General features: G+C 46.5%; 22 protein-coding genes and 2 tRNA genes. 2 read left to right on the plus strand and 22 right to left on the minus strand.

What is annotated here, in order from left to right; all coding sequences use genetic code 11:
- Positions 1–4: 4 nt before the first annotated feature.
- Positions 5–595 carry an imidazole glycerol phosphate synthase subunit HisH gene (hisH, locus tag N5O98_RS13360; RefSeq protein WP_004297048.1) on the minus strand — a complete coding sequence of 197 codons (591 nt, stop codon included), beginning with the start codon at positions 593–595 and terminating at the stop codon, positions 5–7.
- Positions 595–1,452: a formyltetrahydrofolate deformylase gene (gene purU, locus N5O98_RS13365; protein WP_004297049.1), complete on the minus strand. Its 858-nt coding sequence runs from the start codon at positions 1,450–1,452 to the stop codon at positions 595–597. Before purU ends, hisH begins: the two co-directional genes overlap by 1 nt.
- Positions 1,453–1,894: 442 nt before the next feature.
- On the opposite strand from purU, the gene N5O98_RS13370 reads away from it, so the two are divergent.
- Positions 1,895–1,968: transfer RNA gene (locus tag N5O98_RS13370), tRNA-Asp, on the plus strand.
- A gap of 55 nt (positions 1,969–2,023) precedes the next feature.
- Positions 2,024–2,097 (plus strand) — tRNA-Asp (locus N5O98_RS13375).
- 106 nt (positions 2,098–2,203) lie between these two features.
- Here the strand turns inward: N5O98_RS13375 and N5O98_RS13380 are convergent.
- From N5O98_RS13380 to N5O98_RS13475, 20 genes are all read right to left on the minus strand, one after another.
- A complete protein-coding gene (locus tag N5O98_RS13380) occupies positions 2,204–2,908 on the minus strand; it encodes a hypothetical protein (protein ID WP_038610247.1) in 705 nt (234 codons plus the stop codon).
- Positions 2,905–3,480 carry a glycoside hydrolase family 108 protein gene (locus N5O98_RS13385; protein WP_038610245.1) on the minus strand — a complete coding sequence of 192 codons (576 nt, stop codon included), beginning with the start codon at positions 3,478–3,480 and terminating at the stop codon, positions 2,905–2,907. The genes N5O98_RS13380 and N5O98_RS13385 overlap by 4 nt, the downstream gene beginning before the upstream one ends.
- Positions 3,467–3,937 (minus strand): phage holin family protein, encoded by a 471-nt coding sequence (locus tag N5O98_RS13390; protein ID WP_016274332.1) that lies wholly within the window; start codon positions 3,935–3,937, stop codon positions 3,467–3,469. Before N5O98_RS13390 ends, N5O98_RS13385 begins: the two co-directional genes overlap by 14 nt.
- A 1-nt stretch (position 3,938) precedes the next feature.
- Entirely contained in the window at positions 3,939–4,310 is a 372-nt protein-coding gene (locus N5O98_RS13395; protein WP_038610242.1) for a hypothetical protein, read from the minus strand.
- The gene (locus tag N5O98_RS13400) at positions 4,288–5,322 is read right to left on the minus strand and encodes a reverse transcriptase/maturase family protein (protein WP_038610239.1); all 1,035 of its coding nucleotides are present in this window, start codon (positions 5,320–5,322) and stop codon (positions 4,288–4,290) included. The genes N5O98_RS13395 and N5O98_RS13400 overlap by 23 nt, the downstream gene beginning before the upstream one ends.
- A 257-nt stretch (positions 5,323–5,579) precedes the next feature.
- Positions 5,580–5,924 (minus strand): hypothetical protein, encoded by a 345-nt coding sequence (locus N5O98_RS13405; RefSeq protein WP_016274329.1) that lies wholly within the window; start codon positions 5,922–5,924, stop codon positions 5,580–5,582.
- Positions 5,925–5,967: 43 nt separating this feature from the next.
- The gene (locus tag N5O98_RS13410; protein WP_269495727.1) at positions 5,968–7,302 is read right to left on the minus strand and encodes a hypothetical protein; all 1,335 of its coding nucleotides are present in this window, start codon (positions 7,300–7,302) and stop codon (positions 5,968–5,970) included.
- Between the two features lie 11 nt (positions 7,303–7,313).
- Complete coding sequence (locus N5O98_RS13415) at positions 7,314–7,574, minus strand: hypothetical protein (protein ID WP_038610232.1); 261 nt, start codon at positions 7,572–7,574, stop codon at positions 7,314–7,316.
- A gap of 148 nt (positions 7,575–7,722) precedes the next feature.
- Complete coding sequence (locus N5O98_RS13420; RefSeq protein WP_051926289.1) at positions 7,723–11,748, minus strand: hypothetical protein; 4,026 nt, start codon at positions 11,746–11,748, stop codon at positions 7,723–7,725.
- Positions 11,733–12,950, minus strand: coding sequence for a phage tail domain-containing protein (locus tag N5O98_RS13425; RefSeq protein WP_038610229.1), 1,218 nt, complete (start codon positions 12,948–12,950; stop codon positions 11,733–11,735). Before N5O98_RS13425 ends, N5O98_RS13420 begins: the two co-directional genes overlap by 16 nt.
- Positions 12,951–12,955: 5 nt before the next feature.
- Positions 12,956–13,444 carry a hypothetical protein gene (locus tag N5O98_RS13430; protein WP_151853644.1) on the minus strand — a complete coding sequence of 163 codons (489 nt, stop codon included), beginning with the start codon at positions 13,442–13,444 and terminating at the stop codon, positions 12,956–12,958.
- Between the two features lie 24 nt (positions 13,445–13,468).
- Positions 13,469–17,665, minus strand: a complete 4,197-nt coding sequence (locus N5O98_RS13435) for a hypothetical protein (protein ID WP_038610225.1) — start codon at positions 17,663–17,665, stop codon at positions 13,469–13,471.
- A gap of 214 nt (positions 17,666–17,879) precedes the next feature.
- Positions 17,880–18,452, minus strand: coding sequence for a hypothetical protein (locus N5O98_RS13440; protein WP_038610222.1), 573 nt, complete (start codon positions 18,450–18,452; stop codon positions 17,880–17,882).
- 78 nt (positions 18,453–18,530) lie between these two features.
- Positions 18,531–19,055 (minus strand): hypothetical protein, encoded by a 525-nt coding sequence (locus N5O98_RS13445; protein ID WP_269495729.1) that lies wholly within the window; start codon positions 19,053–19,055, stop codon positions 18,531–18,533.
- 12 nt (positions 19,056–19,067) lie between these two features.
- A complete protein-coding gene (locus N5O98_RS13450) occupies positions 19,068–19,484 on the minus strand; it encodes a hypothetical protein (protein WP_038610216.1) in 417 nt (138 codons plus the stop codon).
- Positions 19,481–19,942: a hypothetical protein gene (locus N5O98_RS13455; RefSeq protein WP_051147019.1), complete on the minus strand. Its 462-nt coding sequence runs from the start codon at positions 19,940–19,942 to the stop codon at positions 19,481–19,483. Before N5O98_RS13455 ends, N5O98_RS13450 begins: the two co-directional genes overlap by 4 nt.
- A complete protein-coding gene (locus N5O98_RS13460; protein ID WP_038610212.1) occupies positions 19,933–20,328 on the minus strand; it encodes a hypothetical protein in 396 nt (131 codons plus the stop codon). Before N5O98_RS13460 ends, N5O98_RS13455 begins: the two co-directional genes overlap by 10 nt.
- A complete protein-coding gene (locus N5O98_RS13465; protein ID WP_038610207.1) occupies positions 20,322–20,633 on the minus strand; it encodes a DUF6706 family protein in 312 nt (103 codons plus the stop codon). The genes N5O98_RS13460 and N5O98_RS13465 overlap by 7 nt, the downstream gene beginning before the upstream one ends.
- Positions 20,634–20,680: 47 nt before the next feature.
- The gene (locus tag N5O98_RS13470; protein WP_269495732.1) at positions 20,681–21,784 is read right to left on the minus strand and encodes a major capsid protein; all 1,104 of its coding nucleotides are present in this window, start codon (positions 21,782–21,784) and stop codon (positions 20,681–20,683) included.
- A 14-nt stretch (positions 21,785–21,798) separates the two neighbouring features.
- Positions 21,799–22,386: a hypothetical protein gene (locus N5O98_RS13475; protein WP_269495735.1), complete on the minus strand. Its 588-nt coding sequence runs from the start codon at positions 22,384–22,386 to the stop codon at positions 21,799–21,801.
- Positions 22,387–22,397: the final 11 nt, after the last annotated feature.

Below are 22,397 nucleotides of genomic sequence, written 5' to 3' on the forward strand. Positions count from 1 at the left end.
TATCTTAGAGGTTTAAAAAGTTTGTCAGAATCTTCTCTCCTGTCTTACCACTTTTTTCCGGATGGAACTGGGTAGCATAAAAGTTATCTTTATGGAGCGCAGCACTGAACGGGTGAATATAGTCAGTTGTAGCAGCAGTAAAGTCGCAGGTCGGCACATAGAAGCTATGCACAAAATAGACAAACTCTTCTTCGGTGAACCCTTCAAACAATTTGCTATTCGTTTTTCCAATGGTGTTCCATCCCATGTGCGGCACTTTATCCTCATGTTTCTGCGGGACAAAACGTTTCACATCCACATCAAAGATATTCAAACAATCGACTTCTCCTTCTTCGGAATGCCGGCACATCAACTGCATGCCGAGACAAATTCCAAATACAGGCTGACGGAGATTCTTAATCAGTTCGTCCAGTCCCGTTGCCTTCAAGTGGTTCATGGTAGTTTCCGCCTCTCCCACTCCGGGAAAAATAACTTTATCGGCCGATTGGAGTTCTTCTTTATCAGCAGTAATCACCGCTTCTACCCCCAACCGCTTTAAAGCATAATCCACAGAACGAATATTGCCGGCATTGTATTTTACAACTGCTACTTTCATCAGCTAAATATTACTGTTTTATTTTTATAAGCCAAAACTTTGCGCTCGATGTGCTTCTGCACTGCACGCGAAAGAACGATTTTTTCCAAATCCTTTCCTTTATTTACGAGGTCTTCAATAGCATCTTTATGAGTAATGCGCACTACATCCTGTTCAATAATCGGTCCGGCATCCAGCTCTGTCGTTACATAATGACTAGTTGCACCAATAATTTTCACCCCTCTCTGGAAAGCTGCGTGATAAGGCTTCGCCCCTACAAACGCAGGAAGGAAAGAATGATGAATATTGATAATCTTATTCGGATAAGCATTAATCATCTGTTCGGAGATCACCTGCATATAGCGTGCCAATACAATAAATGTAATCTTATGTTTGGCAAGCAATTCCATCTCTTTGCGCTCCTGTTCTTCTTTCGTCTCCTTGGTGATAGGGAACAGATAGAAAGGAATTCCGAAACGTTCTGCCACGTGCTGCAAATCCGGATGATTACTTATAATAAGAGGTATCTCTACATTCCACTCTCCTGCCGTATACCGGGCTAACATATCGAAAAGACAGTGTGACAGCTTGGATACGAAAATAGCCATACGTGGTTTTACATCAGAGAAATAAAGACGAAAATCCATTTCATATTTTTGCCCGTAGAGTGTTCTGAAATAATCTTCAATTTTTTCCTGTGGAACCAGAAAATCTTTCAGTTCCCATTCAATACGCATGAAGAAGATGTTCTCTACATGATCTACATACTGATCCAAATAGATAATATTTCCTTTGTTTACCGTAATAAAGTCTGTCACTTCCGCTAGGATTCCCGGTTTGTCGGGACAGTGCAATAACAGTTTGGCTGTTGTCATCATTCTTTCTACTAATTAACGATTCTAGGCAGATTATTTTCTACCTTTCTAATTTTAGTCCGCAAAAATAACGATTTATTGCAAAATTACGAATTATTCAAGCAGAAAGTTGATATAAAAACGGTGATTTCTTACAGATAGAAAGATATCGAGAGTTATTTTCAATGAAAAGAATGACAAACTTTAGGATAGTGACGCCATTGCCTTCGGATAGTGACGGTATTCCATCGTGATAGCGTCACTATAACGATCAGATACCGTCACTATCCGAAGAGAAGAAAAACGAATATTTTTTTTCATTACAAAAGTACTCAAAATGAGACACTAAGCATTTTTCTTGTTTTTTCTTGAAAAAAACTTTTCTCAAAACGCTTGCAGGTTTACAAAAAACAACTACCTTTGCACCCGCAATCGAGAGAGATGCAGATTAATAAATTGAAATTCTGGTGCGTTAGTTCAGTTGGTTAGAATACATGCCTGTCACGCATGGGGTCACGGGTTCGAGTCCCGTACGCACCGCTTCTTTCACTAAGAAGCAGAGAGAAATATAAATGAGTTAATCCAATTAAAATTTGGTGCGTTAGTTCAGTTGGTTAGAATACATGCCTGTCACGCATGGGGTCACGGGTTCGAGTCCCGTACGCACCGCGTATAACACTTATAATAAGGAAGTTTTATAAAAAGCACCCGGAAAAGTACCCGTTATTCACTTTTCCGGGTGTTTTTTGTCTGTTTTGCTGCCGGAACTCTCGGCTTACCTTCTATTTTTAACAATTTTATAGCGAATGTAAAAGCCCGCCGCAAGAACCGCCGCTAACCCTATCCCGCTAAGTACCCAAAGAAACGGGTTCGTTTTCGGGTACTTTTCTTCTTCGGTCTGCGCGGTTTCCTTTGTTTCCGCTTCCGCCGTCGTCTTCTGCGTTTCGGTAACTTCCGTTTCCGTAGCGGTAGTAACGTTTGTTTCTGTCTTTTTTTGCTTATCGCCGTTTATAACGATGCGTCCGGTAGTCAGCGACTTTACGTTAGGCGGTTTCTTCAATCCTTCAATAGCCGGGAACAAATCCGTATTATGCCGCAGGGGGGTATCTGATTGCCCTTCTGCCGTTTCGCTGGCTTTCCGGGTTGGCTCTCCGTTTGCCATTTCCAATGCCTTACGCATGTCTTCATTAAACGCGCTGTCGGCTTTTTGAAACTGTTCTGCAAAGCGGTTCGGCTTTTGTCCTTCCGGGTAATACTCAACTTTTGTAAACTCTATAACTATGTTTTGCTTCTCGTTGCTTCCGGTAGTAGCCGTAGTGTTGGTGGTTGTCCGGTCTTCCGTTCTCCGGCTTCCTTCCGTAGTTGCTGTTAGCTGGCTTTCCGCCGCCAGCTTTCCCTTACGGGTACTTCGGGTACTTGCGCACCCGAAAACCAACAGAAGCAAGAATAGGGAAAGCATGGCTAAAACAAATCTTCTCATACGTCTGTGAAATTTAGAACTTTGTCCTTCCCCTTCTTGTTAAGGGTAAGGCTTCCGTAGTTTATACAATTAAGCCGGGATAACCACCCTTTCTTGAAAACCATCTGCGAAGGGTCGCGCTTTATAATTCCTTCAATAAAGGAAATACGGGCGCGTTTTATGTCTGCAAACAGTTCGCGGGCGTTCCTTCCGTTCATCGCGGCTAAGGTCTTTTCGCCTACTATGCCGTCCACGCTTACCCCTAAAATTCGCTGTACCCCGGTAATGCCGTTCTTTCCCGAAGCCCAAACCCAATCCACTACCAAGTTGGCGACGGACTGGCTTTTTATCCGGTCTGCCTTCCATCTGTCCCAATAGTGCGGCTTCATCACGCGACTAACCGCGTCTTCTTCGGTTATCAAACGCAAATCTTCCACATCTATATCGCCGTCACCGTCTTTGTCGTACCCTACGGCTTTCCAAGTGGCGATAGTTACCCCTTTGTTAGTTGCTCCGCCTTTGTCTGCCGGGTGGTTGGTAAATCCACCTTCCCAACTTAAAATAAAGGGGGATAATATTTCAATCCGTGCCATTTTCTGAATGTTTATTCGTTATCAACTCTACAATTTTTTCCGCGTCCTTTGCGCTTGCCGCCTGCACAATCTGCCGTATTATGTCCGGTACTTCCGCCGCGTTTACTTTGATTTTTTGCAGCTTCTCGCGTACGGAAATAAATTCTATCAATACCGCGCTGATAGTATAGACAACGGTAGCAAATGGAGCGACGTACCACGTGAACAATCCGGCTAAAAAGTCAAACATGAGGGCGAATACCATAACCCGTATGTAGTCCCCGATTTTGTTGAACGTCCGGCGGTATTTCCTGCTTCGCAGTCCTTCCCCTGCCGCCTTCGCCGCCTTGCGCCCGTAGTACATATCTATGAAAGTAGCCATCGCCAAGAATACCCAGCAAATCAGCACAATGGCTACACGTACCGCCACGTAAACCGTCAAACCGTGCCAGTCTTCTTGCTGTATCAATTCCAACATATTAGTAACCTTCCGTTAATAAATCGTTCTTTACCATAGTTTTGATAGCAATAACCCTGCTAAGGTGTGCTTTATAGTCCGCTACTGCTTTCGCTTTGCGGTCTTCGTCCGTTTCTATACCCAACTGTGCGGCGTAATAGTCGTTAATCAAAGAAAATTCTTCGGTTTCGTCTATTTCGCTACGGATAACCGCACGTGTAAGGTTTTCGTAGTCCGGCTTCTGCCAAACCTGTACCGTATCGTAGTTGTAAACGGTCTTTTCGCCCGTTTCCGGGTCTTCTACCTTTTCTTCCACTATGTTGTAGTTATAGTGGTAAGAACCATTACCCAACGGTAAAATAATCGCGGGTCTAACGTCTGAACTTGATTTCATAAGGTGTAATTTTGTTTAACTTGTTAATTAAATATTCGCTGTCGCTGTATTTAGCCCAACCCCACCACGCGGCTAACGTCTGCTTAAATTCATCCTCACTTAACGGTTTCTTCCGTTTCCGTAATTTAGCTATCTTACGGCAAAGGTTCTGTTTGATACGCTTCCTAAGCCGTGTTTCGTTCAAATAGAATACATAGCCCAAGAAATCAATACCACGCCCGAAGCTGTCGCGGTGGTCGCGTGCCACCGGAAAGACTTGTTTGTTCTGTTTGATTTCCAGCTTTACGTTAGCCGCCAAATAGCTTTCAAACTCTGCCAGCAAAGCGTGAAGCGTCTTTTTGTCGCTATGTAATACTACAATGTCGTCGGCGTATCTGAAATAGTACCTTACCCGCTTTACTTCCTTTACCCAATGGTCGAAGTAGGTAAGTACAAGATTTGCTAAATATTGGCTAAGGTAGTTGCCAATCGGTAAGCCTTCCGCACTGTCTATAATTTCGTCCAAAAGGTTGAGTAGCCGTGTGTCCTTAATCTTCCGGCGAACAATGGATTTTAGTACGGTGTGGTCTATGGAAGGGTAAAATTTGCGTATGTCTATTTTCAAGCAATACGCGCAGCCTGCCTTATCTCTGTCGATAACGTGCCTTAACTTATTTGCCGCCGCTTGTATGCCACGCCCTTTGATGCAGCTATAAGTGTCCGCCGTGAAAATAGACACCCATATAGGCTCTAAAATGTTCATTACGGCGTGATGTACAATCCGGTCGGGAAAGTATGGCAAACGGAAAATCTCGCGTTCTTTAGGCTCGTATATCGTAAAGGTACTATATTCCGAAGTTCTGTAAGTTCCTGCTTTCAGTGCTTCGTGCAAAGACAAAAGGTTGGCTTCCTTGTTGCGGTCGTGTAACTTTACGCCGTAGGAATGTAGTTTGCCCTTGCGGGCGCGTTCGTCCGCAAGGTGCAAATTATCCAAACTTATTATTTTGTCGTAAAGGTTGCCTAACCTTTTCATAGTAATTTCTTTGCTGATTAAATGGTGTTCTTCGGTTTCCCTACCAAACCCCGTTAATGGTTAATATTTTCCGCCTTCCGGCGCGGTCTTTGTCCTTATTAGCTTTACAAAAAAATCAGTATAGCTGAGAGCCGATATTCGCATTCGTATTCGTAGCCGTGTTATTCGTATTCGCGTACGAAAGCCCGGCATTCGCGCTGTTATTCGCATTACCGCCGAACAAGACACCCGAAGGGCAAACAACCGTGAAAATCTTCCTACTCAAAATAATAGCGCGTTCCCGAAGCCCGCATAGTTACCTTTCGCGGGAAGGCGTTACGCTTCTTTATTTCCTGCAAAATGTATTTTATTTCGCTGGAATTTGTGAAGAACTTCTTTGCTTCGCTTTCGGGGTCGTCCTTCTTGAACTTTATTTTCACGAGGAAACGGTTCGCACCGAATTTCGTTTTCACGTCTTCGATAAAATCAATTAACCAAAACTGCAAATTGATTAGTTTCTGCTGGGTGGTTTCCGGGCAGTTGAAATGTTTGTTCGCTTCGTCCGGCTGGATGTTCAAGAACGAAAGGCTACCGTCATCTGTGCTATTATTGTTTGAAGTCATTTTCTTGTATTTTTAATTATTAAACATTTCGTTTCGTAACGTATTACGCGGCGGGGATAAAGCAAAGCCGAGAGCCGATAAACGCATTCGTATTCGTAGCCGTGTTATACGAATACGCGCACGAAAGCCCGGCATTCGCGCCGTTATACGCATTACCGCCGAACAAGACACCCCTTTGCGCTACGCCACTGGCTGGTATGTTGGTATAGAAGTAGTCGGCAAAGTAGGTAGTAGAACCTGCGCCCACTTCCGTAGGCATATTTTCCCCGTATTCGCCTATCATCATGCGCTTAACATAACCTTCCTTGCGTGGAAGTTCGCCACGTTTTACGTAATTGTCATAGTTTGTATCTTGGTAGTTCGCCGGGTTATCGCAAGTATAGAAAGAACTGATGCCGCCGTCCGCGTCTGATTCAATGGCGCATTTGCATCCGTCCGTCCAACTCCAAACATGCCCGAACGGGTTTTCTATTCCTCGGTATGAAGGTACTTTTACTTTGGTAACTACGCCCGTGTCGTATTCGTCCGGCATGGTGTATTCTACCACACCCGAAGCGTTACCCAATGAATTGGTAGTACCGCATGGCACAAACGGATAGTAGCTGTTGAAGGTGTTCCACTTTGTACTGTTAAGCGTCGTAACGCCTGCGCCTAACCCGCCTTGCTTGTACCCTTCGCTCGTAGGTTGCGCGTTAAAATCAAGCTGGCAGTTAAGGTTAGCGTATTCAATCACGTAAAGCCAATAGGTCGCGTTTTGTGCCGCGTATAAATCGCAGTTCCATCCTGCGCTGTTCAATCCGGCTGCACCTCTGTTACGTGCGTATTTTCGGAAGTTGGTAAGGCTCGTTTGTGTAGCTGGACGACCTAAGAGGGTTCTATAAGTTCCGTCCCATGCCGTATTATTGTTTCCGCCCCGGAAAGCAGCCGTAGTATTTACCACACTGGCAAGTTTGGGCGTAGCTGATAAAGTTCTGTCTATCGTGGCTTCGTATGCGCTCCGGTACATCTTCGGCACTTCGATAAAGCCCGGTAGTTGGTATTGTGATATAAGGCAGGTAAACGTAGTACCGTCAAATTCAAACTTACGGTAGTGCTTCGGTATTTCTACCATTACCATGCCGGAAGCTCCGGTAAGGTCTGCCGCTGCCCCGGTGTCCGTCTTCGTACTGTCGGTTTGATGAAGGTAGGTAACAACCTGCCCGGCATCGTTAAGCAAACAACGGCGCATAAGGGATTGAACCGGGAGCGAAACATGTAGTTCCGATCTTCCTACGCGTTCTAACGCGGTATCTGCCACGTTTATATTAATCTTTACGCCGTAATAGTAATCATAAGGAAACGCGGGCTTTGTGTTGCCCGCTGCAATAATTAAACCCATAGTTATAATTTTTAATAGCCCCAAATCAGGGCGGTTGCTGAACTCGTTTCTTTTATCTCTCTGATAATTTCGGGGTTCCATCCCGTTTCAAAGCGCGTGCTTATAAATTCGCCTTCGGGCATTCCCCAAAGGTTTACTTCCAATACTATCGCCGCTTCGCCATCGTTTTTTAAGCAAAAAGGCGTGTCCATTCGGAAGTTGCCACCGGAAAAATCCACGTTCCCGGCTACCGAAATTTGCGCGCTCACTAAATCGCCGTTTCTATTTTCCATACACTTAATTTTAAGTCGTTACAAAAATACTTTCTTATCGTATTAGTTTAATACGTCGTGAAATACTCGTGAAGTGTTTGTTTAGCCGAAGCCGTGAAATTCGGCGTTACAACACTTCTATTTAATGCCTTGCGCCGTGATGCATGGCTTATTCTCTTATGTTCAATAAATAGGCGTAATATCCGCTGCTTCCGTCCCAAACTAAAAGAAACTCGCGTATGTCGCCCGCCGCCATGTTCCACTTTCCGGTTTCGTTTCCTGCGTTGTTGTTCATACGGTACGGGTAGTAGTTGCTATCCATAGCGTTGCCGCCGGAACTGTTCTTTACGAATGTATTACGCCCGCAAACATACCCGGTCTGCGTGCTCGTTCTATCACAAATAATAGTAATCCTTACGGCAAAGGCTGTATAATTACTAATGCCTAACACCGTACAAATGGAGTCGCGGCGAGGTAGCCCTATGCCGCTATTACTGTAAATGAAGCGCGGCATTAACTTGAATAGCGTAGGCTTGGTAGCGTCGCCCGGTGTAAGGCAGGTATTTACGGAAGGCAAAAGTTTTGATATACCGTAATCCGCTACGTAGCTGTCGCAAACTATCGCGCCTTTGCTCACTATACCCAAATTAACCAGCGCGCCGGACGCTTCAATAAGTAGCCCGTAGTTAGTTCCATAGCTGTTTGGTGTCTTGTTGGTAAAACGTCCAACGCCGACCAACCCGGTAGAAGCTGGTAATACGTTCGTTCCAATGGAAGCCCAGCGGTAAGAGTCCGAGAACTTTATAAAACTGCTAAGCAATGCTAAACCGCTTCCGCTTGTGTCGCCGGATGAAGCCGCTACACCTATTCGTCCGCTTGCTATCGCAAAGCCGCCAATACTTCCGGCGTTTGCGTTGATTGTTCCCGTTATAGTTCCTTTCGTAGCTACAAAGCTACCGTCTTGCAGTACGCGGAAAGGTGCGGTAGCCCGGTTTCCCTTGCTTGCTCCAGCCCAAAACCTTACGCTTGTGTCGGCTGTGCCTTCCCCTGTTATTCCTGCTTTTATACTCGCGTCGCTACCTGCAAGCTGAACCGTTCCGGCTGTTACTATGCCACCGTCTATCGTGGTTTGGGTGTTATCGTAATAAACGGCTTCCACCCAATCGTTAGCGACGTAAGAACCGGAAGTACGTTTAGTTATGCAACGTTTTAGTATTCCGTCTGTTTTTCCACCCGTCAGCCAAAGGTCGCCTATGTCATACGGTGGTTTTGGCTGGGTTACAAATACCTGCCTTTTCCCGTCCGCTGTGTCCTGTGCCTTGCTTGCTGCCGTGTATGCGTCTATCGCCTTTTGGTCTTCTATCGTAGTCCATGAATATGTAGAACCGGAAACGGTATAGCGTTTCAACAACTTTGTTGATGAACTGTACCACATATCGCCTACGTGCGCCTTCTTTAGTGCCGTAGTCGTCCAATTAGCCGCCGGGTCGGAAGATTGGAACCAGCTTTCTATTTTGCCGTCTATCTGTGTTGTAAGGTCGTTTACGGTTGGCGTGAAGTTGTTGTTTATAAAGTTGGTTAGCCCGGTGTCGTCCGTATATTTGGAAGCCTTTACCCAATCTACGGAATTATAAGAACCGGAAGTGCGGGCGGTCTTGCATCGCATGATGTCGCCCGTACTGCCTTGTACCCATAAATCGCCCACGTCGTAAGGCGTTGTAGGTTGTGCCACGAAAATACGCCGTTTTGTCCCGGCAAGTTTTAACGCGTCGTTAGCAAGTGCCAACGCTTGCGCTACTTCGCTGTCTTGTAGTTCCTGCCAACTGTAAGTAGAACCGTTTTTTACGAAACGGAAAACTTTACCCGTTGAAGTGTTATAGAAAAGGTCGCCTAAATGTTCATCTTTCAGCGCGGTTGTGTTCCAATCCTTCGCGGGCGCGTTTGTCAGCGTCGGGTCGTATGTTTCAAAGAACTGCTCTATTTGCCCGTCTAATTGCGCTTGTATTTCGTTCAGAATACCAGGCAGGGTATTATTTATGTAGTTCTTTGTTTCGTTCGCTATCTGGTCGAGGTCTGAAACGTTCTTTGTCGTTCCGTCGCTGCTTACAAAGTGAATAACTCCGCCTATTTCGTCGTTGTCGAGGTCGAAGTAGCATTTACCGCCACCGCTGCTCTCTATCCTTCCGGTACGGATGAAACGCCCGTTTATGGTACTGCTCCCGTAAGTCAATGAAACAAGCCTACCGGGGTTCTTCCCGTTCGTATCTGTAACAACCGAATTAAGAACCCCTACAAGGAAATTGTAATAGCCCGCTTCCGCTTCTACCGTCTTAGCCGTAGCGGATAGTATAATAGTTCCACTATCCCCGTTTTTAGGACATTTTGCGTAGATGTAATACGCCGTAGCGGATGTTAGGTTAGTAAATGTTGCCGAAGAAAGCCCCCACAACTTCAATGCGTCCGGTTCTATCGCGTAATGAACCAATGTACCGGAAGAAACGTAAAGGCTATTAGGGTTGCCGCCATAGTTCGGCTGGAACGTAATGTTTTGCAGTGTGAACTGTGTGCTTTTAGCCCCAACGCTTAACATCTGCGTTTCAATGGAAAGCGGCTTTATCTTCTCGCTGTAATAGTCGCCTTCGGGGTCGAATACCATGTTTAGAAGTTCCTGCGTAGCCAGCCAACGGCGGCGCGCCCTTGCGGGGTCTGCCAGCTTGTTTATGGTAATAACTTCGTTCAAGTCCTCTATTTCGTTTAGAACGCGTACGGTAGTGCTTTTCGTTACGGTGTCACTTAACGTTATGTCGTAGCTATGCCGTTTTAGCAGATCGCGCTCTATGCGAGTAATCCTTACCGCCTTATTTACGCCTATCTGTTCGTCCTCAATCGGTATGAAATCGCCTACGTGCAGTATTTCGGTTTCCACTTCTTTACCCCAAAGCGAAATAAAGAAGCCTTCGGTTAGTGCAAGTTTGTAACTTACTTGCGGCTGTGTCATGGTTTCAAAATCCTTTGTCCCGGCTTCCTTCAAATCCTTTTCGGCTTCCGTTATGTATTCCTGCGGTAACTGAATATCTAAAATGCTGTATTTGTCGCCTACGCTTATCTGAAACGCGCCGGAAGTTTCGGAAGGGAATACCGTACCGTTTTCGTCTTGGAACTTGTTTATTACAAACTTATGCGTTCCATGCTCGTAGCTGTGCAGGTCAAACTCGTAGCCTGCAAGTTGCCCGCTTTCAAACTTAATCTTCGCGTTTGTTCCTTCTATCAAATATTTTGTCGTTTTCCCGTCCGCTTCTTTCGCGTTAAGGTCAAACATCGTATTGTCTATGAAGGTAATCTTATCCGTACCCAATGCCGTAACCGTGCCTATACGTCCCGGTTTGATGTTGGTATAGTTCTTCTCGTTTTCCTTTATCCCGTAGGCGGCTATTGATTCCGCATCTTCCAAATAGGAAGTAAGGCGAGTAGTTCCGGGAAGGCATAGCTTTGTATGCCCGTAGTTCTTGCCTAAATTCTCCGTTCCGCCGTAAATGAAAAGGCGGTTTGTTATCCCGGCATTGTTCACGTTGGTACGGCTAAGCTGGTACAGACCACGCCCGCGCCCGTACTTCAACGTGAAAGTATGCGTTATTCCCGCTTTGGCTTTTATGTTGAGCGTGTTGGTCTTCCCGTCGCTGGTTATCTCAAATTCTACGCCGTAGTTGGTACAGTGTTCCTGCAATGCCGCCAAACAATTCTTTTCGGTGGCTGTAAAGTTTGTGTACTCCGTATCTTTGGGATAGTTCCCCAGCTTCCAAAGCCCCGGATATACGCGGCTTATGTTCCACATCAATACGTCCAAATGCCCGCCCAAATCCGAGTAGAACGTATCGCCGTAGCAATCTTCGGGCAAATGGTACTGAACATCTATAAGGTCATATTGCGCCCCTTCTAAGGTCAGTTCGTAGGTATAGTTCCTTTCGCCGTTCTTGGTTATTTGCGGAAGCTGGTTAAGTTTGTACTTCTTGCCGTATATCAGCGTGGTATCGCCTATCATCAAATCCAAAGGCGTAGCGGTGGTTATGGTAATACTTACCACGTCCTCGGAAAGCAAGGCGATTTTTTGTGTCGCCTTGCTTATTGCGCTTATATTCTTCCTGCTGAATAACGGTGTTTTGCTTCCGTCGGCATGGTTTATTATAATCTGTTCCATACTACAATACCGTTAGTTTCAAAGTCCGTTATGTCTTCAATTACCCCGGCTACAATTATGTAATAAATTCCGTTATCCGTGTAGGTGTGGCTAATGGCGTTCTTTCCGGTACAATCCCCGTAAACGTCGGTATCTACCGTACCGTCACCCCAATAAATATTAATCATTTTATCGGATTTGAACGCCACGCTTACCTTAGCCGAACCGCTGTTTAACCGCTGGTGTCTTACGACGCGCTTAACCGGGTCTGGTTCTTTCAGCTTCAGGGAGAAAGTACCTATCATTTTATCATCGTGCCAACGTTTGGAGGGGGCTACCCCGTCTTCGCAATAAACCTCGTAAACAAGCGGTTTAGTTGGGTGTATGGAAATCATAAGCCGCTGCGTGCCGTCCTGCCGGAAACGGTCGTACAAGGTATTAACCCGTTCAACGAAATCCATCTTACCGGAAGCCTTTAGCCAACAATTAAGCGTTATTTCGCGTTCTTGGTATCGCTTTTCGCTAAGGTCTATAACTTTCCCGTGATAGTCCGCCCAATCAACGGAAGCCGGGGTTTTCAGTTTGGGAAGGTCAAGAACGCCCGTAGAACTTTCTACGCGTATTCCAAAATCGCGGAAGTTTTTACCGTCCAAATAATATTCAAGCTGCGCAACGGAGTTAAGTTCTTCGCCTATTTCCGCGTCGCTTAATACGACGTTGTACACTTTCACGCTGTCTAAATCGGCGTAACCGTAACCAATACCGTAAATGTCTTGTATTAACGCTATCCCGGTAAGCGTGGAAGGCAATACGATCGTTTCTATTAACTGTGTGTCTAAATATACCAAAACTCGGTTGCCGGACTTCTTTATAGCGAAGAAGCCCCAGCTATCCGGTTCTACGTCTATCCAAAAGGTGCGGTAGCCATCCACTTGGTCGGTGTTACAGAACAATCCTATTCTTTTGCCCGTGTAGCCGTCCGGGTATTTATTGGCTTTTACCCATGCCAATATGGTAAAACTGCCGGATAGGGGCACAACGTTATAGTTTACGTCTGCATATCCTTCGCCGTCAAAATTTATGCAGTTTCCCTGCTTGCCTGCTACAAAACTGCAATCTACTACGGTCGCGTCGTGGCGGTTCTGTGCAAAGTCGTATGCAACGGTAGAACCGTTCGCTTCGTCGAAAGGTAAGTCTAAAATTAAATTCTGTTCTAATGCCATAGCTGCTAACGTTTATCAATTACTTTTATATTCGCGTTGCCGGAAGCCCGGTTAATGCACTCCCCGCCGTGTTGGAAGACAGTAACCTTTGCCGCCCCGCTTGCTGTTATCTCCACCTTTGCCCGGTCGGTTATGTCAATGCAGACAAAGGCGTTATCTTCAACCTCTACAACCAACTTAGTACCATCTCGCGCCCATACCTGCGCCGCGCAGAACCCCGAAAAGCGGGCTTTGCCTTCCGATGTTCCGAAAGCTACGATACGGCGCATTTCTGTAACGCTGAAAGGTTCGTCAATGAACACGCCGTAATGTTCATGCAAGCCTTTGAACTCCGCACGCAGTTCCGCACTGGGAAAATCGTGGTCAAAAACGAAATCAAGCCCTTTCACAAAAAGTGTAAGAAGCCTTTCTTTTGATGTCGCCCGAAGAATGAAGCTGTACCATTCCGAGCAAATGCCCTTAGCCTGCGCTTCGGCGGCTAAAGCCCTTTTCAATTCTTCAAAACTCATATTCCGTCGTTAATCTGTTATGCCCTGCGAACGTAAATCATCCGTAGGGGTATTGGTAATCTTGTTTATTATGGTAAGCAGCCGCCCGCTTATCACGCCTAACGTGGTGTCCATGTTCGCAAGGTGTGTAAGCTGCTGCCGTAAAAGTTGGAGCGATGTTACTTGGTTTACTCGTACCGCGTTTGTTTGTCCTGCCAAAAGGTCTATACTTTCTTGGCTTGCGCCTTTTATCGCGCCGCTTAACGTACTGGGGTCGTCTTCGTCCAACTGTTCAAATAGGTCTTTGTACATATCCATAGCGGCGGCAAAGTTCGCCCCGGCTGCTTGTATGGCTTGTTTGAAACGCGCCTGCTCCGTTTCCGTCAATCCGTTAAAAGAGCCGTTCCCTTCTTCATCAAACCCCATATCCTTTTGAAGCTGCTTTATAGCCTTCTGTAAGGGCTGTTCCAAGAACTGCAATTTTAGGGCGTTTACGACGGCGTTTTTTATCACGTCGTTTGCTACTTCCCCGAATGCCTTAGCCGCGTTTTCCCCACCTTCAAAGGCTTCTACCAGTGCATTAGCCAATTCGTCCGCCAATTCCGTAGCCGAAGTTTGCGTAATGCTTTCGGTAATCTCTTTTATGAGGTCTTCTATCTGCCTTCCGGCTTCGGCGTATTGTTCCCTAAATTCGTCCACTCTGCCCCAATCGGTTTTCTTCTTGCTGATTTCATCGTTTATCATGCCTTGTATCTCGTTCTGCTGGGCACGCAGATTCTGTATCATGGCATTTTGGTTCTGATAAACGGTTTCGCCCAAAGCACTATCTACGGCGTGTTCCAATGCGTTATAGGCATAGCCTAACTTTGTTACGGCTTCTTGGTGTTTCTTTATGGACTTCTCGGCTTTCCGGTCGCGGGTGTTGAACAGGTCGAAGGCGGAAGAAAGGAAGCCTACCGCACCGGACACCATTTGTACCGGGTTCATGCTTGCGTAACCTGCGGCGAACTGTCCCGCGCCTTCAAGCATTCCGCCTATGTCACCTAAAATAGCGTCCGTTTCTTCGTCCATTGAAACGCCCATTTTCTTTATTCCGCTTACAACGCTGTCAAATGCCCCGGAAACAAGGTCTATGCTGCTTCCTATGCTTTTAAAGGATTCTTTAAAAGCCGCTGAAACGCTTTTCGTCGTGCCTTCTTCTTTTGACAATGCGGCGTTAAGTACGGCTAACTGTTCTTCGCCTTCTACGGTCAGCTTTATTGTGGCTTTCTGTTTGTTGAGTTCGGCTATCTTCCGGCGTAGGTAATCAACATAGGAAGAACCTTCGCTAAGAAGTTCCGCGAACGCTTCTTTTGCCGCGCCAGCTAATATTTCGTCACCGCTATTTATGGTGTCCGTATAGGCTTGGTACTGCTTTTTTCTTTCTTCCAAACTCTTAACAAACGGGTCGTCGCTTTCTAATAGTTTGTCGGCTTTCATGGCGGCGCGCAGTTCCGCTAAGCTGTCCTTCAAGGCGAGGAAGGGGTTACGCTCGTGTAGTTCGTCCTTCGCCTTCTCCAACTGGTCGTTAATGGCTTTCAGATCTGCCGGGTTGAACTGTGCGGAAAGCGATACCTTCTTGCTGTTTATGTCGGTAATCAGCTTGTTTATCGTGTTAGTCGTAAGCGTGCTTAGGTCGCTGAAAAGCTGGTTCCAGCTTTCGGAAGCCATAAGGCGGGAAGCTGCAAGTTTGCTTAACTCTGCTTGCTCTTTCGCGTTTATTTGCGCTATCATCGCTATATTTCCCTGCTTTTCGGCTTCAACACGTTGCGCCGCGTACGTCTTCATTATCTCGGTTTGTTGCTGCTGGTACGTTTTGTATTGTTGTAAAAGTTGGTCGTATTGCTCATTTCCGGTCAGCTTTGAGTATTCCGCCCGTTTCTTTTCCAATGCAGCTAAAGCAGCTTCGGCTACTTGTTTGTCCTTGCTGGTGGTGGCTTTGGCTAACTTATCTGTAATCGCTTGTTTCTTCCATGCATAGCTTTCTTCAAAATCCAGCTTATCGGACAAATACCCGGCGTACTCTCTTAGTAACTGTTTTGTTTCTTCCTTAGCTTGCTGTAAAGTGTCTTTCTTGGCGTCGTCTATAATATCCTTCTTGGCGTTATCCACGTCGGAATTATCGCCGCTAAGTTCCTTCCTTCGTTGCTCCAGCAGGTCTAAACGTGCGCCTATTGTTTGGCACGCCGCTAATTCTTCTTGCAGCTTTTTGTCAAAGTCCGAAATAACCGTTTCCTTCGTGGTCTTGGCTATCTCATTGTTAAGCGTGCTAAGGTTCTTTAGGTCGGTTGTTGTTTTGGTTGCTTTCGCTTGAATGTCCGCACGTTTATTTTCCAGATAATCGAGGTAGCTTGTACCTTCTTTCAACAGTGTGGCAAACTCGGTATTTGCCGCCATTCTCAATGTTTCATCCTTGCTTGTTACCCATTTCAAATAATCCGCGTACTTTTCTTTTCGCTTCGTCAGCATTTCCAAATACGGGTCTTTTTCTTTCTTGCTACCGGAAGAAAGGCTTATCCGGTTTACTTCCTTCTGTTGCGCTTCTATCTGTTTTTTCAAGCTGGCGCGTTCTTTGTCTGAACCTGCCTTCTTGTATAGTTCCTGCAACCGTGCCAACTCCTTTTCGGCGGCTTCCACGCTTCCGGCTATAATTTTCCCGGCTTGGTTGCCTATCTGCGCTAATATCTGCTTCTCCTGCTGGGTAAAACTTACTTGCAGGTTGATAAGTTTGTTATACTCGGCTTCGGCTTTCGTTAAGGCTTCTTCGGCTTCTTTCCATGTATCGCTTTTTTCCAATACCGTACCTTTCCGTTTTACTCCATACCCGTCCGTATATGTACCTTTTTTGGAAACGTATGCTTTTGGGGTTGCGTCCAGCTTGTTTTGCGCTTCTATTACTGCCTTGTACTTTTCTATCGCAAGTTCGCTTGTAGCGGCGGCTTTAGCCCGCAACATCATCGCTTCTACAAATTTGGAACTATTACTAACTAACAGTTCTTCGGCTTCCTTCGCGTCACGGACTGAAAAGCCTAATTCTTTGAAATTGTCGGCGTTGTCCTGCACCCATTTTTCGCGTTCTTTCAGTGAACCGCTAAGGCTAATCCATTCCGTTTGCAATGCACGGTAAGCTGCTACGGGTTTCCCGGCTGCTTCTGATACCTTCTTGTTAAATTCTTCTTGTGCTTTCTTGGCTTCCGCCTGCTTGCTTTGAAGTTTAGAAAGTGCCGCTATAATCACGGTAATAGCGACGGAAAGCCCCAAAGTAAGTGTAGCCATCAACGCCTTTGCCGCAATGGTTGAACCGCCTAAAGCTATGGTTAATTTGTTGGTTGCCGCCGCTAACAGTTCTTTCGCTTTCGCTACGGTCGTAAGCATAAAGGCACTATCCTTGTTTATGGTGTTCGCCACTTGTTGCAAACCTATCGTAATACTCATAAGGCTTTGAACCTTTAGCATTACTTTCTGTAAGTCTTCGTTTTCCCCGGCAAACAACGCTACCGCGCCTTGTGCCGCACTGAACGCGCCTACCACACCGCTAAGCCCGGAAATCATACCCTGCAATCCCCGGTTGTCATGGGAGAATATACGTGCCTGCGTCGTAGCGTCGCCTATCGCGTCGGTAAGCCGTCCGGCTTCCTGCTGCAACTTCTTGAAGGCTTCCGTTCCGCGCTGTCCGTTGGCTTCCAAAAGCGCAAGTTCTTCGCGAACGTTGCGTAGCTGGGTTCTTAATGAAATCTGCGTGCTCACGTTTTTCTCGGCTGTTTCCTTCTGCTTCTTTAAAGCCTTTTCTTCTTGTAGAAGCTGGTCGGCGGAAGCCTGCGCTTCGTTAATCAGTTTTTCGCGCAGAGTTATTTCCGATTGTATGTTTTTTGCGGCTTCTATGTAACGTCGGTAGTCCGCATCTCGCGCTTCGCTGAAAGCCTTTGCAGCTTCCGAACTTAGTCGTTTGTATTCTTCCTGCAACTTGGCTAATGAAGCCTTGTTCGTATCTACAATCCGGTCAATGTCTGCAAAGCCTTTTTCAATAGCGGCGGCTGCGTTCTCAAAGGCTCTATCTATGCCCTTTCCGCCGGAAACTGCCGCCGTGCTAAAATTCTGTATCGCCTTCTTGCTTTCGTTAAGTACCGATAACAACTTATCGTTGCTTCCCGAAATCTCAAAGGACAAACCGCCACCTTGTATGTTCATTATCGGTTAAGTTTATTTATTAAGTCCAATACTTCGCCCGCGTTTTCTTCGGTAAGCACTACTTCCGTCGTTCCCGGTTTCGTGTCTTCTTCCTCTGCTCCCGGTGCATCTACTATCATTCTCTGAACCGTTCCCCACGAAATCCCGTGTAGAAGGTAATCCAACGTCCAGCCGAAGTGCGCGCAAACCGACCCCCGGCGACCGTGTGGGCTTTTTAACCCGGTTGCTCTATAAGTTGTGTCGGGTCGCTTGTGCGCGTTGCGCTCATCAATCTTATAGAGTTTATAAAATCCCCTAAATTGCTTACGTTGGTAATCAATATCGCGAGCGTAAGAAGTTGGGAAGGCGTTACGGTATGAAGGAAAAGGGAAGTAAGCCGGGCTAAGCGGGTTTCATTGGGCTTGCGTACCAAATAGCCACCTTTGTCCGTTACGTCGTAATAGTCTTCGCCCAATACTGCAACCGCTACTACCTGCGCAAGTTTCCGGGCTTCCTGCGCTGCCATTTTCTTTGCGGTCTTGAAATAGTCTTCGTCGCTCAATTTGGTTTCGTCTATCGACATTTGTAGCCAAAGCGCGCTAAGTCGGTCAAGCGTTGCCAGCGTAGGCTCTTGAACCCGGAATACTTTCTTTTCGGTAATCTTTTCGCGTTTACGGAAGAAGCCCAATAAGCCGGGCTTCCGGCGGGTATAGGTTACTTCAACGTCAAACGTTATACCTTCGCCTATCATCTGCCTTAATTCGCTTTGTTCGCGTTCTAAGGCTTCTAACTTATCGTTGTAATCCATTGTCTGAATATAAAAGAAGCCCCGAAAACAAAGTAAACGGGGCTTCCGGTTAATGAAAATGATGTTATCAATCCGGTATTAAGAAGAAACGGAAGCCGTAGAAGCTGAAACTTTGCCTACCGCCATTTTCTTCAATCCCGAAGTTGTGGGTTTCATCACAGTTCCCGTAACCTCGATAAGAAGCAAGCCCTTTTTACTGAACTCGCCATTAATTTTGGCTACAAGTTTCATGCGTGGAACTTGGAACTTCAAACCTTTCTTCGGAAGGATGATAATAGATTCCTCTACGGTATTTACTGCATCGGGATAACTCCAAATGTCGGAAGCTATTTCGCCCCCGAAAAGCCGTTTTAGTACGGGGAGGTCGGGGTTCATGATTGAGAAGGTAAAGGTTATTTTACCTTGCTTCTCTACGGTTTCTACCGGGTCGTCTTCTTCCTCTGCGTAGAACTCGGTTACTTCCGGGTCTTCCTGTGACATCTTGCAGGTATCTTCGTATGTAAGTCCGAATGCCGTATAGCCAATTTCGGTAAAGTTTAAAGCCGTAGGTTCTCCCACCTTACCTAAAATCTTGGAAAGACCCAATGTTACTAATGTTGCCATACTGATAAAAATTTAATGAATATTCCAACTTATTCTAATGTTCCGGTAATGCTGGTTTACTTCAAGCTCTTTTATTACGATGTCGCTCTCTATCCAATATTCGAGGTCTGCAATGTTCTGCGCGTCCAAATAAGCTACAAGCGCGTTGCCTATGGTTCGCAGGCGTTCCCGGTCGGCTTTGCGCTGCTCTTTGCCCTTAATCCGCAGCTTCAAATCCTTCGCGTAAATATTCACGTTGGAAGTGCCCGTTTGCGGTTTGTCGTGCGTTACCGTAATGGTATTTATCACGATGTCCTCGGCTTCGCTGTCGTCCGGTCTTTCGCCTTGTGTGAAAACGCCGCCGTTTATAACAACTTTGCCGGAAGTGACCGCTTCCGAAACAATCTTAAAAAGAATGTCGTCTGTATCTATACTGCTGCAATATTTCATTTGAACGCGTCTTTAATGTTGGTAACTAAATCTGCAAGTTCCTTAGCTATGGCTTTTTCGGCTTGTTTCTCGGCGGAAGTAAGAACATCGCGCCCCTTGCTTTCTACGTGAACGGCGTAGTTCATTCCGGCTACTACAACCAGCGTATAACCGTCGGTATAGTTTTCGCCGATCTGCTGGGCTAAACGTTGTCCTTCGTGTACTCCGACGTGACCGCCCTTTACCGCTTCAAAGGCGATATTAACGGGCTTGCCGTCTTTGAAGACTACGTAGCCAATCGAAGACCGTAAATTTCCGGTACGGTCTGTAAAACCGCGTTCCGGGGGTATGGTCTTCGCCATGCTTACGGCTTCTTCCCCTATACGGCAAAGGCTTTCTATTATCTGCCTTTCCACTTCAAGAAGGAAGGCTTTAAACATGCCGTCTATATCTCCCGTGAATTTCGCTTCTAAACCCATAACCTGCAATGCAAACGCCCTTTGTCGAATTTCAAGCAAACGCCGGAAATCCTAATTATTCCCGAAATCTTAGCTTCTTCCATTGTTTCTTGGTTAAGCAACCGTGAAGGCTCTAACGGCTCATCCGCTACCGCTATTTCCATGCCTTCGGGTATGCGTTGCACGCCTTTAGGTATCTGTATTAGCGAAGCGAACGTAACAAACTTCCCGTTCGCGGCTTGTATCTGCGTACCCTTCCCGTTGGTTTCCTCGCGGCAAATGCTGTGTAGCGTCCATTCCGCGTCGAAAGCCTTCCAACTACCGTTAGCGTCCTGCACGGCTTCGCCGTTGCTTGTACGCTTGTATAGGTAATGCGGGTATTGTCTGCTTGCTACGTCCGTTACCATCTGTTACTTCTGTTTCTGACCTTTGGCGTAGTAACTGGGGTTATGCCCAATTCGCCGCAAGTCTGGTTATACCAAAACTTTATAGCTTCCCAGTTCCAACTTACGGAATACCCCCCTTCGCCGACATTGGCAAGTGGTATGATAGTCCCAAATTCGGCGCAAAGTGCACGTTTGGCGGTTACTACATCTACCGCTTCTTCCGGGTCGTGGATTGTATTCTGCTGGTTGGCTAAAATTAGCTCCACGTCCGCGCTTTCAATGTCGAAACGCGCCGTAGTCCGGGTAAACCATTCTTTGTACGTCATAAGCTAAGTTATTAACCGGAAAGACCGCTAAGCCTTTCCGGTATCGGTTAGTGATTCCATGTGTTGCTGTCGGTAGCCATCAACCAAGAACGGGAAGAAGAAAGCCACGCCGGGAAAGCGTTTGCGATACCCATAGTAACCTCTTCCAAAGGTTCTTCGTTAGCGAACTTCTTTATAAGGGTGTGACCGTTCAAAGCCTTAATCGCTACTGAACCTTTTACGTTCATGTCTGCGGGCTTCTTCCAGTAGGTTTGTCCCAATACTTTGCTTTCCGTGAACAGTACCACGTTCTCGGTAAACGGGTTTCCGGTGTATCTGTCACCGTTGGGAAGTTCTACGGTAATATCTTGGTCAATCACAACAAGCTGCAAACCCTTCAAGTAGGGAAGCGTTTTCATTGCGCTGTTTACTTGTTCAAGGCTTGGTGTTTGCTGGAGGTTCAAGGCGTTCACGGCGAAGGAAGCGCAGATTTTCTGTACTTCTGCGGTTCCCGCGAAAGTCGCGAACGTGTCAAGGGACATAAACGCGAATTTCAAAGATACGCCCTCTTTCTTCGCTGCCTTTACAACGTTCTTGAAATCCTTAGAGATAGGTTTCGCGGAAGCGGAAGTAGCCCAAGAAGCCGAGCCGGTTTGGAAGCCTAACTTTCTTTCGGCTGGGATTTGGTAATCTACATCGTATTCGCTGATTACTGAACCGTTGTTTTCGTTGGTAAGCGTAATCTTACCTAAAGAGATTTCCTGCAAAGCCATCCATTCCAAACGGGCGGCTACCGCCGTCCAGCAGAAATTAGTGTCTTCTGCCCATGCTTCAACCAACGCGCGAAGGTCGGGGTTCTGCGAAGTCATGGCTAACATTACTTCGTAGTCCGTAAGTTCGTCTTCGTTCTTGGTGCGCTTTACGGCAATCTTCGGGATGTCCCCTTGTAAACGTGCAATCGCATCGCGGGTCTTTTTGTCAATGGTCGCCCCACGTGCCACCAAGTCGGCGGCTATTTTAAGCCCTACCTGCGCTTCCAAAGCCTTCCATGTCAAGGTATAGGTTTCCTTCAACGGGAAAAGCGTAGGATAGTAGTAGGGCTTCAAATCGTAAGTATTAATCACGGCTTGCATGTCTTTCTCTACAAGACCGCGCATTAAAGTCTTAATCATAACTTAGAGCCCAATTAAATTAAACTGATACCGGGTAAAGCGGCTTTAATGTCGTCGCTTACTGCCGGGATAACACTCTCTTTGAACTGCCCGATAGTAACCGCTGTTACAAAGTGGTTGTTAAGGGCTTCCACGTCGTAGCTGTCGCCCGTCATGGCTTTAGGCACGTACTTGAATGCGCTTGTAGCGTCCGCACTTTCAGCGGCGGCAAGTACAAGGGCTGCGCCTGCTGGGGCGGTTTCTCCTAAAGTAGTGCCTACGTTGATGGTGTCGTAAAGCGTTTCTGACGTGTTGATAGATGTAATCTTGTAAGCCTTTGCGCCTACTTTCAACATGATAAAATCGCCTACTTTGAAATGATGTCCTTTCGCCACCTTGTAGGCTTTTGTAGTGGCGGTAGCGGCTTCGGTAAGCCTTGCGGTCTTTACTACGTGGTAAAGCCCGGCATCGTCTTTGCCGCCTAATACCGTCCCTTCCTGCAAGATACCGCCCGCAACCAATTCGGAAGAGCAAACGGTAACGCCGTTAGGAATGTCCGCCAGCATGTGCGTACAAGCGTGTACTACACGTTTGTCCTGCTTTCTGTCTATCTTCAATCCCATTGTAAAGAATG

This window comes from Bacteroides sp. LFL-34 (assembly GCF_027257075.1).
In the GTDB taxonomy this organism is placed as follows: Bacteria; Bacteroidota; Bacteroidia; order Bacteroidales; family Bacteroidaceae; genus Bacteroides; species Bacteroides ovatus.

Excerpts from the sequence above, each read along its gene's own strand:
- N5O98_RS13455 (WP_051147019.1), bottom strand. The coding sequence starts at position 19,942 with ATGGGTTTAGAAGCGAAATTCACGGGAGATATAGACGGCATGTTTAAA.
- N5O98_RS13380 (WP_038610247.1), bottom strand. The coding sequence starts at position 2,908 with ATGAGAAGATTTGTTTTAGCCATGCTTTCCCTATTCTTGCTTCTGTTG.
- purU (WP_004297049.1), bottom strand. The coding sequence starts at position 1,452 with ATGATGACAACAGCCAAACTGTTATTGCACTGTCCCGACAAACCGGGA.
- N5O98_RS13435 (WP_038610225.1), bottom strand. The coding sequence starts at position 17,665 with ATGAACATACAAGGTGGCGGTTTGTCCTTTGAGATTTCGGGAAGCAAC.
- N5O98_RS13405 (WP_016274329.1), bottom strand. The coding sequence starts at position 5,924 with ATGACTTCAAACAATAATAGCACAGATGACGGTAGCCTTTCGTTCTTG.
- N5O98_RS13440 (WP_038610222.1), bottom strand. The coding sequence starts at position 18,452 with ATGGATTACAACGATAAGTTAGAAGCCTTAGAACGCGAACAAAGCGAA.
- N5O98_RS13465 (WP_038610207.1), bottom strand. The coding sequence starts at position 20,633 with ATGACGTACAAAGAATGGTTTACCCGGACTACGGCGCGTTTCGACATT.
- N5O98_RS13395 (WP_038610242.1), bottom strand. The coding sequence starts at position 4,310 with ATGAAATCAAGTTCAGACGTTAGACCCGCGATTATTTTACCGTTGGGT.
- N5O98_RS13410 (WP_269495727.1), bottom strand. The coding sequence starts at position 7,302 with ATGGGTTTAATTATTGCAGCGGGCAACACAAAGCCCGCGTTTCCTTAT.
- N5O98_RS13415 (WP_038610232.1), bottom strand. The coding sequence starts at position 7,574 with ATGGAAAATAGAAACGGCGATTTAGTGAGCGCGCAAATTTCGGTAGCC.
- N5O98_RS13460 (WP_038610212.1), bottom strand. The coding sequence starts at position 20,328 with ATGGTAACGGACGTAGCAAGCAGACAATACCCGCATTACCTATACAAG.
- hisH (WP_004297048.1), bottom strand. The coding sequence starts at position 595 with ATGAAAGTAGCAGTTGTAAAATACAATGCCGGCAATATTCGTTCTGTG.
- N5O98_RS13450 (WP_038610216.1), bottom strand. The coding sequence starts at position 19,484 with ATGAAATATTGCAGCAGTATAGATACAGACGACATTCTTTTTAAGATT.
- N5O98_RS13470 (WP_269495732.1), bottom strand. The coding sequence starts at position 21,784 with ATGATTAAGACTTTAATGCGCGGTCTTGTAGAGAAAGACATGCAAGCC.
- N5O98_RS13445 (WP_269495729.1), bottom strand. The coding sequence starts at position 19,055 with ATGGCAACATTAGTAACATTGGGTCTTTCCAAGATTTTAGGTAAGGTG.
- N5O98_RS13475 (WP_269495735.1), bottom strand. The coding sequence starts at position 22,386 with ATGGGATTGAAGATAGACAGAAAGCAGGACAAACGTGTAGTACACGCT.
- N5O98_RS13420 (WP_051926289.1), bottom strand. The coding sequence starts at position 11,748 with ATGGAACAGATTATAATAAACCATGCCGACGGAAGCAAAACACCGTTA.
- N5O98_RS13425 (WP_038610229.1), bottom strand. The coding sequence starts at position 12,950 with ATGGCATTAGAACAGAATTTAATTTTAGACTTACCTTTCGACGAAGCG.
- N5O98_RS13390 (WP_016274332.1), bottom strand. The coding sequence starts at position 3,937 with ATGTTGGAATTGATACAGCAAGAAGACTGGCACGGTTTGACGGTTTAC.
- N5O98_RS13385 (WP_038610245.1), bottom strand. The coding sequence starts at position 3,480 with ATGGCACGGATTGAAATATTATCCCCCTTTATTTTAAGTTGGGAAGGT.
- N5O98_RS13400 (WP_038610239.1), bottom strand. The coding sequence starts at position 5,322 with ATGAAAAGGTTAGGCAACCTTTACGACAAAATAATAAGTTTGGATAAT.